At 67.0% G+C, this 12,534-nt stretch carries 11 protein-coding genes; 2 read left to right on the top strand and 9 right to left on the bottom strand.

The window, feature by feature from the left end; all coding sequences use genetic code 11:
* The 8 genes from BM372_RS04130 to BM372_RS04095 form a co-directional block, all read right to left on the bottom strand.
* Window positions 1-777, bottom strand: coding sequence for an SDR family NAD(P)-dependent oxidoreductase (locus BM372_RS04130; protein ID WP_090952204.1), 777 nt, complete (start codon window positions 775-777; stop codon window positions 1-3).
* Window position 778: 1 nt separating this feature from the next.
* Window positions 779-1,777, bottom strand: a complete 999-nt coding sequence (locus tag BM372_RS04125; RefSeq protein ID WP_090952201.1) for a fumarylacetoacetate hydrolase family protein — start codon at window positions 1,775-1,777, stop codon at window positions 779-781.
* A 10-nt stretch (window positions 1,778-1,787) separates the two neighbouring features.
* A complete protein-coding gene (locus tag BM372_RS04120; RefSeq protein WP_090952198.1) occupies window positions 1,788-2,864 on the bottom strand; it encodes an amidohydrolase family protein in 1,077 nt (358 codons plus the stop codon).
* Complete coding sequence (locus BM372_RS04115; RefSeq protein WP_090952195.1) at window positions 2,861-3,985, bottom strand: FAD-dependent oxidoreductase; 1,125 nt, start codon at window positions 3,983-3,985, stop codon at window positions 2,861-2,863. The genes BM372_RS04120 and BM372_RS04115 overlap by 4 nt, the downstream gene beginning before the upstream one ends.
* 62 nt (window positions 3,986-4,047) lie before the next feature.
* Window positions 4,048-5,094, bottom strand: coding sequence for a cyclase family protein (locus BM372_RS04110; RefSeq protein WP_090952192.1), 1,047 nt, complete (start codon window positions 5,092-5,094; stop codon window positions 4,048-4,050).
* Window positions 5,091-6,053 carry a fumarylacetoacetate hydrolase family protein gene (locus tag BM372_RS04105; RefSeq protein WP_090952189.1) on the bottom strand — a complete coding sequence of 321 codons (963 nt, stop codon included), beginning with the start codon at window positions 6,051-6,053 and terminating at the stop codon, window positions 5,091-5,093. The genes BM372_RS04110 and BM372_RS04105 overlap by 4 nt, the downstream gene beginning before the upstream one ends.
* Window positions 6,054-6,060: 7 nt before the next feature.
* Window positions 6,061-7,080, bottom strand: a complete 1,020-nt coding sequence (locus BM372_RS04100) for a VOC family protein (protein ID WP_090952185.1) — start codon at window positions 7,078-7,080, stop codon at window positions 6,061-6,063.
* 196 nt (window positions 7,081-7,276) lie between these two features.
* On the bottom strand, window positions 7,277-8,491 hold the full coding sequence (locus BM372_RS04095) for an ROK family transcriptional regulator (protein ID WP_090952958.1): 1,215 nt from the start codon (window positions 8,489-8,491) through the stop codon (window positions 7,277-7,279).
* Window positions 8,492-8,780: 289 nt separating this feature from the next.
* Here BM372_RS04095 and xylA point away from each other — a divergent pair, with 289 nt between their 5' ends.
* Window positions 8,781-9,971 carry a xylose isomerase gene (xylA, locus tag BM372_RS04090; protein WP_090952182.1) on the top strand — a complete coding sequence of 397 codons (1,191 nt, stop codon included), beginning with the start codon at window positions 8,781-8,783 and terminating at the stop codon, window positions 9,969-9,971.
* Window positions 9,972-9,990: 19 nt separating this feature from the next.
* Window positions 9,991-11,517 carry a xylulokinase gene (locus BM372_RS04085; RefSeq protein WP_090952179.1) on the top strand — a complete coding sequence of 509 codons (1,527 nt, stop codon included), beginning with the start codon at window positions 9,991-9,993 and terminating at the stop codon, window positions 11,515-11,517.
* Window positions 11,518-11,582: 65 nt separating this feature from the next.
* Here the strand turns inward: BM372_RS04085 and BM372_RS04080 are convergent, their stop codons facing one another.
* Complete coding sequence (locus BM372_RS04080; protein WP_090952176.1) at window positions 11,583-12,425, bottom strand: fumarylacetoacetate hydrolase family protein; 843 nt, start codon at window positions 12,423-12,425, stop codon at window positions 11,583-11,585.
* Between the last annotated feature and the right edge of the window lie 109 nt (window positions 12,426-12,534).

Here is a 12,534-nt window from a genome sequence, read left to right as displayed (position 1 = left end):
TCAGCGCATGGCGTCGGAGACAGACTTTGCTCCGCCGTGGCCTGACTGGCCGCCGTCCACCGGGATCTCAGCGCCGGTCACAAACGACGAGAGCGGGCTGAGCAGGAAGAGTACGACGCCGGCCACCTCCTCCACGCGTCCTGTCCGGCCCAGCGGGGTCTCGGCCAACGTGGCTTGCCTGAATTCGGGCTTGGCGCTGGCCGTCATGGGGGTTTCGATGAAGCCCGGGTGGACAGTATTCACGCGGATCCCGCGCGGGCCGAGCTCCAGGGCAGCCACCTGCGAGAGCCCGCGCAGCGCCCACTTGCTGGCGGTGTAGGCCACCGGATAGTGCGCGGTCAGGCCTGCGACGGAACCGACATTGACGATGGATGCGGCACTGCCCAGCAGGGGTGAGAGCGCCTGGATCCCCAGCAGGCTTCCGGCGACATTCACCTCGTAGACCTTGTGCAGGTCAGCCACGGAGGCATCCAGCAACCGGCTCCGCTGGGTGATGCCTGCATTGTTGACCAGCCCGTCCACCCGCCAGCCACGGGACTCGATCCAGGAAGCGAGTTCGGACCAGCCGGAGGGATCAGCGACGTCCAGTTGCCGGTACACCAGCGCACCGGCCGAAGACGATGACACGACGGCCAGCTCAGCCGGCATGTCCGCCGCGAGGTCTGTGGCGATGACCCGCGCCCCGCACTCCACCAGCATGCGCGCTTCGGCAGCGCCCTGGCCCTGGCCAGCGCCGGTGACCACCACAGTCCGGCCCTCGAGCTGAAGGGAGACCACCCTAAGTCCCGGACGGAACCGCGGCGGCAACCCGGTTGCGCGGACGGGGCCGGGCGGGGACCCGGGTCGCGGCCTCGCGCCGGGCACCCACCGGATTCTCGATAGTCCCGATGCCTTCCACCGTCATGCGGACCACGTCGCCCGTTTTCAGCGGCGGGGGAGTCTTCGCGCCATTCCGTCCCCAGAGCTCCGCGAGGCAGCCGCTGCCGCACGTGCCGGAGCCCAGCACATCGCCGGGCCGCACCACTGAGTCCTGCGAGGCATAGGCGACGAGTTCGGCGAAGGGCCAGCCCATGTTGGAGAGCAGGTCCTGCCCGATGGCTTCGTCGTTGACTTCCACGGCCATGGAGATCGGCAGGAATCCCTCGGCGTCGTGCAGGTCCTCGAATTCGTCAGCGGTGACAATCCAGGGACCCAGCGTGTTGGCGAAGTCCTTGCCCTTGCACGGCCCCAGACTGACTTTCATCTCCCGGCGCTGCAGGTCCCGCGCCGACCAGTCGTTGAGCACCGTGTAACCGAATATGTGCGCGTGCGCCTCCGCGGCGGTCAGGTTCCGGCCGTCGCTTCCGGGGACGCGTCCGACGACGGCGGCCACCTCCGTCTCAAAGTCCAGGTCGTCACAGCCCGCCGGGATCCCGATCACTTCGCCCGTACCGGTGACCGTGTGCGGGTTCGTGAAGTAAAAGGTGGGTGCCTCGTACCATTCGGGCACCACGCCGGCCACGCCGTCGATGCTCTTCCGCACCCCTTCAACGTGTTCCTCGAAGGCCACAAAGTCCCGGATGCTGGCGGGGACCAGTGGGGCGAGCAGCTGCACGTCCGCCAGCGGAACAGCAGCGCCCGAACCGATGGTCTGCCGGGCAACATCCAGCGTTTCTTCGAGTCCGGCGTCCAAGAGCGTCTGGACGGTCTGGCCTGCGGGGAGGGCGTAGCAGGTTCCGCCGTCGACGAAGCCGGACTGCGTCCCGCCGTCGTGGTTCCAGCGTGCAATCTTGACCATAAAAACTTCCTTAGGCTGTGCGGCGGGCGGCGGGGACGGAAGCGGGGGTGATGCCCAGAGCAGCGGCGTTGCCGGCCAGCACCCTGGCTTCGTCCTCCGCCGGAAGCCGCGCCTCGATCATCTCGGCCGCGGGGTGGTCGGAGCCCATGTCGAACGGGTAGTCCGAGCCCAGCAGGACCTGCTCCGGGCCCGCGGCGGCCACGAGGGCCCGCAGTTCAGCCGGGTTGTGGACCAGCGAATCGAAGTACAGCTTCTTCAAATACGACGACGGCGGCTGGGCGCAGCCGTGGGCCTCCGGCCGGACCTTCCAGGCGTGGTCGGAGCGGCCAAGGCTGGTGGGAAGGTAGCCGCCGCCGTGGGCGGCGAGGACCAACAGGTCCGGGTGCCGGTCCAGGACGCCGCTGAAGATCAGGTGCGACAGGGCCACGGCGTTTTCCGCGGGCTGCGAGACGGTGTTGGCGAGGTAGAACCTGTCCAGCCGTTCATCCAGCGAGCAGCCGAACGGGTGCAGGAACACCAGGGCACCCAGTTCCTCGGCCCGGCTCCAGAATTGTTCCAGCCTGGGGTCGGAGAGCTCAACGGTGCTGCGCTCCGGGTCGGCGGGAGTGGCGGCGAACGAGCCGATTTCCACGCCGAGCAGGCCGCAGTCCAACACAGCGTGCTCCAGGGCTTCCACCATCAGGGCGGGGTGCTGCAGCGGGACCAGGCCCAGGCCGTTGAGCCGTTCCGGGGCGCGGTCAACGAACTCCCGCACGGCCTGGTTGGCGGACCGGGCCACCTGCAGTGCCAGGTCAACACCCGCGAAGTAGTAGAAGTGCGACGGCGACGGCGAGACCAGCTGGACGTCCACACCTTGGGCGTCCATGTCCGCCAGACGGCGGTCCAGGTCCGTCAGCTGCGGCCAGCGCTCCTTGATCATCTTGCCCGAAGCGGCCATGGATTCCGGTCCGTTGCGCCGGACTTCCAGGGCCTGTTGGGCGCCGAACCCCTCGGGATCAGCTTCGGCCACCAATTGCTGCAGGGCCGGAAGCAGGACGTGGGCGTGGACGTCCACGGTGGGGGATTGTTCTGAACGGTGGGTGCTCATGCGGGCTCCTTCAGCATCGTGGAAAGCGAGTGCATCAGGCCCGGCACATCGGCGTCGCGGACGCCGTCGAGCATCCACTGGCCGAGCTGGACGGAGGCGTTCACCACTGCCTTTGCCCGGTCCAGCCGGCGGTCGGTGAACTCCTTCCACAGGGTCTCGGTGACGTCGTCAGCATTGATCAGCAGTTCAGCCAGCACGGCCGCGTCCTCCAGGGCCATAGCCGCACCCTGGGCCACCGTGGGCGGGCAGCTGTGGGCGGCGTCGCCGATGATCACGGTGCGGCCGCGGTTCCACGGGCCGTCCACGAGGTGCGTGGTGAACCACGTGTAGTTGATGCGGGCACTCTGGTCCAGGTTCGAGCGGATCTCGTTCCACGGGCCGCCGTACGCTGCGGCAAGTTCGGCCATGATGCGGGGGCCGTCCTCGTGCCTGCGTTCCTGCGCCTTCTCCACCAGGTAGGCGTAGATGGTGTCGGGCCCGGTGGGGCAGTAGCCGGCGATAAAGCAGGGGCCGCCGTAGGTCAGGTCCGTGCGGACCACCTCCTCGGGCCGCTCCACGAAGGCACGCCAGATGCCCATACCGGTGGGCTGGGGTTCGACGTCGAAGCCGATTGCCTTGCGGACGGCGGAGTGCAGGCCGTCGGCACCGATCAGGAGGTCGTAGGTGGCGGTGCCGCCGTCGGCGGTGCTCACGGTGACGGACCCGCCGTCGTCCGTTATCCCGGTGACCGACTTTCCGTAACTGATCCGGGCACCGGCCTGCTCGGCACGCTCGCGGAGGATGGCCGTGAGGTCGGGGCGGTACATGCCCAGGGTGGCCGGCAGGTCCTCGCCGCCGGTCCGGATGTCCTCGAGGACGGCAATGACGGTGCCATCGGGATTCGGGGCGCGCAGGCCGAGGGTGCTGAACGGGTAGCCCTTCGCCTCGATCTGCTCCCAGACGCCGAGCTGGCGGAAAATCCGCAGGGCGTTCCCCTGCAAAGTGATCCCCGATCCGAGAGTCTGCGGGGCGTCCGCCTTCTCCAGGATTTCCACCTGGATTCCGGCGTCGGCCAGCAGGATGGCTGCGGTCAGTCCCGCGGCTCCCGCCCCGACGATTCCGACGTTCTGTACTGCTGCCATCGCTGACTCCTTTGTATTGACGGCGTTACTGCTGGTGGTTTTCGTTGCTGTTGACTTGCAAGTTACCGGACGGCGATCGGGTTGACGGGCGATCCGACGGCGCCGGTGATGGGAAGCGGCGCGGCGGTGAGCAGGAAGTCGTACCTGCCGTCTGCTGCGCAGGCTTCCGCCAGGCCGTCCGGGTCCCACATTTCGCCGAGGAACAGCCCCAGGTTGGGGATGGCGATCTGGTGGAGGGGCTGGAAGGCGCCGTCGAACTCGTTGGGCCGGACTTCGAAGCCCCAGGTGTCGGTGGCGATCCCGGCAATTTCGCTGCTGTGCAGCCACGGTGCGGTGCTGAAGGACAGCCCCGGGGCTGAGCCGCCGGCGTAGTCGCCCCAGCCCTCGCGGCGAACCCTGGCGTGCTGTCCGGTGCGGATCACGACGATGTCGCCGCGGCCCACGTTGGAGCTGGGGCCCTGCAGTTCGATGGTCCGTTGGAGGTGCTCGGGGGTGATGGCGAAGCCGTCCGGAAGCTCGCCGTCGGTCCTACCCAGCTCGGGGCCGATGGCGCGGCCGACGTCCAGCAGGACGCCGCGGGTGACGATCTTGGCCGCAGCAGTCTCGATGCCGGTCACCAGGTCGCCTTCGGAGGTGACCACGTCCCCGGCAGCGCGGCCGTTCCAGGCCTTGCCCTGGTCGAAGATGTGGCCCAGCCCGTCCCACTGCGTGGAGCACTGCAGCGGCATGGCAATGACGTCGTCCGCGCCGCCGAAGCCGTGCGGGAAGCCCTGGTTGCCCCGTTCGGCATCCACGCCGGTGTCGGTCATGGTGTGGACAGGGTTGGTGCGTCGCCGCCAGCCCTTCTGCGGTCCGTTGGTGTCGAACGGCTGGGACAGCGAGAACGCCTCGCCCGTCTTGACCAAGGCCGCAGCTTCGATGCGCTTGGCGGCGTCGATGAAGTTCAGGGTCCCAAGTACGTCGTCCTGGCCCCAGCGGCCCCAGTTGTTGTGGGCTTCGGCCATGGCCCGGATACTGCCGAGCGGGTCCTCACGCCGGATCACCGGAGAATCGCTGCTGGCTGATTCCCCGGTGCCGGTGGTGATTGGTGCAGTGTCCTGGGTGGTCACGGCTGGCTTCCTTCGGGTTGAACTTCGTCTGTGCAGCGGATCAGCTGGGTGCCGAGGCCCGTGATGGTGCCTTCCATGACGTCGCCGTCCTGGAGCAGCCGTCCCCAGTGCTGGCCGTTGCCGGCGGGGCTTCCGGTCAGGACCAGGTCGCCGGGGCGCAGCGGCATGATCTGGGAGGCCTCGCTGACCAGCTTGGCGACACCGAAGATCATGTCTGAGGTGGACTCGTCCTGCATGGCCTTGCCGTTGAGCTTCAGCGTCACCTGGACGTCCTGCGGGTCGCCGAAGAACTTGGCGGGCACCAGCAGGGGACCGGTGGGCAGGAAGCCGGGGGCGTTCTTGGCGCGGTACCAGTCCGAACCGATCGCCGGCATGTCCTTGCGGAACACGTATTCACGGGTGGTGATGTCGTTGACCATGGTGTAGCCGAAGACGTAGTCCAAGGCTTCCTCGGGGGTGACCCGGAACGCCGTCCTGCCGATCACCGCGGCCAGTTCCAGCTCCCAGTCGTGGGACTTGCTGTAGGAGGGCAGGGTGAGGTCGTCCGTGGCGGAGGCGATCGCCGTCGGGAGCCCGATGAAGAAGTACGGTGTACCCTGGCCTGCACGCTTGTCCATCATCGCTGCGGTCCGATCCCGGACTTCGGCTTCGTCCTGGCCGGGTTCGCGGTGTGCTGCTGCGAGGTCGATCACGTGCTTGCGGTAGTTCGCGCCGGTCTGCAGGACCTGGACAGGCTCCACCGGGGCAAGGACCTCGACGTCGGCGAGCGCCAGGCCGGTGTCCTCGCCTGCCGAGGCAGCCAGGGTGTCCAACTGCCCCTCGGTGGTATCCCAGTGTTCGATCAGGGAGTTGATGTCCCCGTCCAATGGCAGGACGCGGTCTCCGACCAGCAGGCCCGCGCGGGCCTTGCTGTCACCGGGTTCCTGGAACCGGATGAGGGAGTAGGTAGGTTCCGGCATGGCGGCTTCAGCCCCGTCCCTGCTTGGCGTAGGGGTTCAGGAGCGCTTCCTTCATTTCCGGGGAGGCGCCTTCTTCCGTGGCGGTGAAGCCTTCGGCGGGAGGGAAGGATTCGGTCATGGAGTGCGGCATGGCGCCGTTCTTGTAGAAGTTGTTCGAGCCTTCGGACGGCTTCCAGGTGTCGGCTTCCCAGTCCGGGACGTAGTTGCGGTAGCCGCCGGAGTTGAGCTCGACGCGCAGGCCGGAAGGATCGCGGAAGTACAGGAAGTTCTGCTCGCCCACGCCGTGGATGGAGGGGCCGTATTCCATCGGGGTGCCATTCTCCATCATGACGTCCGCGGTGCGCAGCAGGTCCTCGGTGGCGTCCACCGAGAAGGCGATGTGGTTCACGCGGCCGGCGCGGCTGGAGGTGTCCAGGACCACGCCGAGGTCGTGGGACTTTTCGTTGGTGGTGAGGACGGAGAAGACGGTGATGGGTGCTTCGTCCAGGTCCACGAATGCCATGACGCGGAAGCCCAGGGCTTCGTTGTACCACTTGGCGAAGCCGCGGACATCGGAGGAGGCCACGGTGACGTGGTCCAGGAAACGGGGTGCAGCGGCGTGGCTGCTGCGGCGTTCCGGACGGTCCGGGTAGGTGGACTCGAAGCCGGGCTCGGCCACGAACTTCTCCACGTCATAGAAGAGGCGCATGTGGTGGCCGTAGGGGCCGGTGAATTCGTAGGCCTTGCCGTAGCCGTGGCCGCCGGGCGTCCAGGTGCCCTGGACTCCGGTTGCTTCGATGCGCTGGGCGGCGGCTTCCAGGGCGGCCTGGGAGTTGGTGCGCCAGGCCATCCGGCCCAGGGACGCTTCCGGCCCTTCGGTGATGACCAGGCTGTAGCGGTAGTAGTCGCCCCAGCAGCGCAGGTAAACGTTGCCATCCACCCGGTCGATGATGCGCATGCCGAACTTTTCCTCGTAGAACCGTGCCGAGGCTTCGATGTCCGGGGTGGTGATTTCGAGGTGGGCAAGATGGGAGAGGGGAGTTTCCACGTTGAATTCCTTCTGGGTACTGATTGCTTTGAGAGGGTCGCTGCAGGTCTAGTAACCAGACTGAGGCAGAAAAGGTATTCGGTGAAGGGGTGGTTTCTGATGCCACCTATTTGTATGGCGGATAGCTGGCCTTCGTGGCCGGTCGCCGCCCAATGCCGTACCCGCTGGCTCCGGCTTCTGAACCTGTGCCGGGTGCCTAGCCCGCCGCGGGCGCAGTGCGGGTGGTGGTGCCGAGGCCTGCGGGGTCGGCCAGGAACGGGGTGAAGGCCAGCTCGGCGGCCCCGATCATCATCAGGTCCGAACCGAGCGCTGCACGGTATATCTTGACCTGGCCGGCGGGGCCGTCCATTGCCTGGGACAGCAGCACTCGGTCCAGCGACTCCGGGGCGAGCGCGTACAGGGTTCCCAGGAAGCCGTCCAGGACGATTGCCTCGGGGTTGAAGATGTTCACGGCATTGCGCAGGGCGATGTCCAGGAACATGAGCTGGCGTGCCACTTCGTCGTTCACTTCCGCACTGCTGCTGGTTGCCAGCGCTTTTTCGAGGTCAGCGGTGTCGCCGCGGGTCAGGCCGGCCAGCTCGAGGAGGCGGGACTGGGAGACTTCGGTTTCCAGGCAGCCGGTGGCGCCGCAGTGGCACGTCTTTCCTCCGGAGCGGACAAAGGTGTGGCCAAGCTCCCCGGCGTAGCCGGAGGCACCCCTGAGCAGTTGCCCGTCGGAGATGATTCCGCCGCCGATGCCGCTGGCGCCGCCGTTGAGGTAGATCAGGTTCCCCTGCCCGGCGCCTGCGCCGAAAAGCAGCTCAGCTTCGGCGCCAAGGGAGGCGTCATTCGCGGCCTGGCACGGATAGCCGGCGGCTTCGCTCAGCATCCGGGCGACTGGCTCGTTCCGCCAGCCCAGATGCGGAGCGTGCCGGACCACGCCGTCGTCGCGGTTGACCAGGCCGGGCACGGCCATGCCAATGCCCGTGATTCGGTAGGACGCATCCAACTCGGAACGCATCCCGGCGATAACAGCCGCTGCGATATTCACCGCTTCCCGGGCGCTCGGTATCCGTTCGGTGTCGAAGCGGATTTTCTTTTGCACCTTGCCCCCGAGACTGACCAGGCCGATTGTGACGGCGTCGATCTCCGGGTTGACCGCCAACGCCGCGACCGACGGGCTCGGATGGACGTTCGGACTGGGCCTGCCGACCTGCCCCTCACCGGCGGGCGCCGATTCATAGACCAGGCCCAAGGCAACGAGCTGTCCGATCAACGTCCCGACGGTGGAACGGTTCAGTCCCGTGTGCCGGGTCAGTTGGGCACGGCTGAGGACGCCGTGGTGATGGACTAGGGAGGTCAGCAGGGACAAATTGTTGCGGCGAGACGGATCCGGCTCCCTCGCCGCAGAAGCAAGAGTACGTGGAGGCATCATCGTGACAATATCAGCGGCCGGCCGCCGTGCAGTCCAGGAAAGCAGTTGTGGAATTTCCCATCCGGTTGAATCCTTCCTCAGGGGCCTGATTGCTTGATCTGCCACCCAGATTGCTGTTATGCACAACTTAACATCCGCTCCTCTAGGGCGCTAGCGTCCTGAGGCGCCATTTCCGCACTTGCGGGGTTGACACCACCGAAATTCGCAATATGTTTGTGTCTAGAACAATTGTGCCTAACCTCACCGCCGCCGCACAGCAGCAGCCGCACCTACCTTCGGAGATTCAATGACGATTCAGCCCACCCGTGACGACAAGTTTTCCTTCGGTCTCTGGACGGTCGGCTGGGAGGCCCAGGACCAATTCGGCTCCGCCACCCGCCCGCCGCTGGACACGGTCGAGGCCGTCAACCGGCTCAGCGACCTCGGCGCCTACGGCATCACCTTCCACGACAACGACCTCTTTCCCTTCGGCTGCTCGGCCGCTGACCGCCAGCGCGAAATCGGCCGGTTGACCGGCGCGCTGAAGTCCACCGGAATGATCGTCCCGATGGTCACCACCAACCTGTTCAGCCACCCCGTCTTCAAGGACGGCGGCTTCACCAGCAACGACCGCGGCGTCCGGCGCTTCGCCCTGCGCAAGGTCCTGGACAACATCGACCTCGCCGCCGAGCTCGGTGCCGAAACCTTCGTGATGTGGGGCGGCCGCGAAGGCAGCGAATACGACGCCGCGAAGGACATCCGCGGCGCCCTGGAACGCTACCGCGAAGCCGTGAACCTGCTGGGCGACTACGTCACGGACAAGGGCTACAACATCCGGTTCGCCATCGAGCCCAAGCCGAATGAACCGCGCGGTGACATTCTCCTTCCCACCCTGGGCCACGCCCTGGCGTTCATCGAAACGCTCGAGCGCCCCGAACTGGTGGGCATCAACCCCGAAACCGGGCACGAGCAGATGGCCGGACTGAACTTCACCCACGGGATCGCCCAGGCGCTCTACCAGGGCAAGCTCTTCCATATCGACCTCAACGGCCAGCGCAGCATCAAGTTCGACCAGGACCTGGTGTTCGGCCACGGCGACCTGCAGAACGCGTTCTCCCTGGTGGACCTGCTCGAAAACGGCGGCCCCGACGGTGGCCCGGCCTACGACGGCCCGCGCCACTTCGATTACAAGCCCAGCCGCACCGAGGACATCAATGGCGTGTGGGACTCCGCCGCCGCCAACATGCAGACCTATCTGCTGCTCAAGGAACGCGCCAAGGCCTTCCGCGCCGACCCCGAGGTCCAGGCGGCGCTGCAGGCCTCGCGCGTCGCGGAAATCAACGAACCCACGCTCAACCCGGGCGAAGGCTACGAGCAGCTCCGCGCCGACCGCTCCTCCTACGAGGACTTCAACGCCGACGCCTACTTCGGCGGCAAGGGCTTCGGCTTCGTGAAGCTGCAGCAGCTCTTCATCGAGCACCTGCTCGGCGCCCGCTGATCCCGTGACGGCTGCTCCCATGACACTCGTCGCCGGCGTCGACTCCTCCACCCAAAGCTGCAAGGTGGTGGTCCTGGACGCGGGTAACGGCACGCTGGTCCGCGAGGGCCGCGCCGCCCACCCGGATGGTACGGAAGTCCACCCCGACCACTGGTGGCGGGCTTTGTCCGAAGCGTTCGACGACGCCGGCGGGCTGGCGGACGTCAGCGCGCTCTCGGTGGCGGGCCAGCAGCACGGCATGGTGCTGCTCGATCACGCCGGGAACGTGGTGCGGCCGGCGCTGCTGTGGAATGACACCCGATCGGCGGGGGCTGCCGCCGCACTGACCGACGAAGTGGGCGCGGAGGACTTTGTCCGAAGGACCGGCCTGGTCCCGGTGGCCTCTTTCACCATCACGAAGGTCCGCTGGGTCCGGGACCACGAGCCGGAGCTGGCGGATCGGGTGGCGGCCGTCGCGCTGCCCCATGACTGGCTGACCTGGCGGCTCCGCGGTTACGGCCCGGCAGCCTCCAGCCCGCTGGGTCCGGACCTGGAACAGCTCACGACGGACCGGTCGGACGCCAGCGGAACGGGCTATTGGAGCCCCTCGGCCGGGGAGTACGATCTCGGACTGTTCAAGCTGGCCTTCGGCAAGGACGCCCGGGAAGCTACCGGGAATGGCCGCCCGGGAGACTCCGGAAGCGTGATTCTGCCGCGCGTTCTGGGCCCCGGCGACGCCGCCGGAGGAATCCACCCGGACTGCTTCGGTTCCCCGGCCGAACTGCCTGGCCTTGCTGGAACTGGGCCGGCCGAATCCGGAAGCGGGATCCTGCTCGGCGCCGGCGCCGGAGACAATGCGGCCGCCGCCCTGGGACTGGGGGCGCAGCCCGGTGACGTGGTGGTGTCCGTGGGCACCAGCGGCACGGTGTTCGCGGTGGCGTCCCGTGCCGTCGCCGATCCCAGCGGAACGGTGGCGGGATTCGCTGACGCCAGCGGCGAGTACCTGCCCATCGCCGTCACGCTCAATGCCGCACGGGTGCTCAGCTCCGTCGCCGGCATCCTGGGTGTGGACTTCGATGAACTCTCCCGTCTTGCCCTGGGCGCCGAACCCGGCGCCGGGGGCGTCGTGCTGGTGCCGTATTTCGAAGGTGAGCGCACGCCCAACCTGCCCCACGCCAAAGCCAGCTTCCACGGGCTCAGCATTGCCTCCAGCACCCGGAGCAACCTTGCCCGGGCAGCCATCGAAGGGATGCTGTGCGGCCTGTCCGGCGGCCTGGAAGCCCTGCGGGCGCAAGGCGGCGCCGCAACACGCCTCCTCCTGATCGGTGGTGCCGTGCAGAACCCGGCGGTCCAGGCCATCGCGGCCCAAGTCTTCGATCTGCCGGTAATAGTCCCCAGCCCGGGCGAGTACGTGGCCAGTGGTGCCGCTGTTCAGGCGGCGTGGGCCCACCACGGCAGCCGCCCGGATTGGCCGGTCGCGGTGGACGCCGCACCCGCCCCGGACTTCCACCCCGTCATCAGGCAAAACTACCTGCGGGCCAGCAACCGCATTGACCCCGGCAACTGAGGTTGAGGTGCGCTCCTTGAGACTTAGGCCATCGCCGGCGTGGTGTAGGCGGAGGACCTCCCTATTCAGGCTATGAATTCATGGCGCTGGCGGCCCAGTCCCTCGATCTCGATTTCCACAACGTCGCCGGCTTTCAGGTAGGGGAAGCGCCCGGACAGTGCGACCCCTTCGGGCGTTCCGGTGCAGATGAGATCGCCGGGCTCGAGCACCATGTACTGGCTCAGATTCCATACGATGGTTTCCACATCGAAGATCATGTCCGCTGTGGATGAGTCTTGGCGCGGTTCGCCGTTCACCCAGCTGCGAAGTCGCAGGTTGCCGGCGTCGACCTCATCCGGTGTGATCAGAAAGGGGCCCGTGGGGCAGAACCCGGGTGAGCTTTTCCCCTTGGACCACTGGCCGCCGGAGAAGTTCAATTGGAAGTCGCGCTCGGAGAGGTCATCGACCACCACAAAGCCGCCAATGTGATCGCGGGCGGTTTCCTTCGACTCCAGGTATGAGGCGCGTTTTCCGATGACGACCCCGAGCTCCACTTCCCAGTCGGTCCTGGTCGATCTGCGGGGGATACTCACCGAATCATCCGGCCCTCCGACGGTATTGGGCGTCTTCAGAAAGATGACTGGGTGTTCCGGAGGTTCGGCGCCCGACTCTGCGGCGTGGGCAGCGTAGTTCAGGCCTACACAAATAACAGCGGACGGCCTTGCTATGGGAGCGCCGTAGCGCACATCTTGGGAGCTGATTTTCGGGAGCGTCCCTGCTTCAAGGGCCGCCGCGGCGGCGGCGGGTCCGCCGTCGGAAAGAAAGGTTCCATCAATGGACGAGGTGAGGCCGCGGAGTGAATAGTGCCGCTCCTTGTGGATAACGACGGGTTGTTCGGCGCCTGGGGCGCCAGTCTGGGCAAACTTCATCGGTCAGATTCCTTCTGGAGGCGAACAGATTTGAAGAGGGCGGGCGGTCCTTCAGAGGGGCGGCCGTCCTGAAGCGCCCCCGTCGATCGCCGTGTAGGCGACGTCGACA

Origin of the sequence: Arthrobacter sp. ov118 (assembly GCF_900116495.1) — a bacterium.
Classification (GTDB): domain Bacteria; phylum Actinomycetota; class Actinomycetes; order Actinomycetales; family Micrococcaceae; genus Arthrobacter.
This window is presented reverse-complemented; position numbering and strand designations above follow the sequence as displayed.

What these genes read in the sequence shown, in the direction of transcription:
- BM372_RS04125 (WP_090952201.1), bottom strand. Translation starts at nt 1,777, where the DNA reads ATGGTCAAGATTGCACGCTGGAACCACGACGGCGGGACGCAGTCCGGC.
- BM372_RS04120 (WP_090952198.1), bottom strand. Translation starts at nt 2,864, where the DNA reads ATGAGCACCCACCGTTCAGAACAATCCCCCACCGTGGACGTCCACGCC.
- BM372_RS04115 (WP_090952195.1), bottom strand. Translation starts at nt 3,985, where the DNA reads ATGGCAGCAGTACAGAACGTCGGAATCGTCGGGGCGGGAGCCGCGGGA.
- BM372_RS04105 (WP_090952189.1), bottom strand. Translation starts at nt 6,053, where the DNA reads ATGCCGGAACCTACCTACTCCCTCATCCGGTTCCAGGAACCCGGTGAC.
- BM372_RS04095 (WP_090952958.1), bottom strand. Translation starts at nt 8,491, where the DNA reads ATGCCTCCACGTACTCTTGCTTCTGCGGCGAGGGAGCCGGATCCGTCT.
- xylA (WP_090952182.1), top strand. Translation starts at nt 8,781, where the DNA reads ATGACGATTCAGCCCACCCGTGACGACAAGTTTTCCTTCGGTCTCTGG.
- BM372_RS04085 (WP_090952179.1), top strand. Translation starts at nt 9,991, where the DNA reads ATGACACTCGTCGCCGGCGTCGACTCCTCCACCCAAAGCTGCAAGGTG.
- BM372_RS04080 (WP_090952176.1), bottom strand. Translation starts at nt 12,425, where the DNA reads ATGAAGTTTGCCCAGACTGGCGCCCCAGGCGCCGAACAACCCGTCGTT.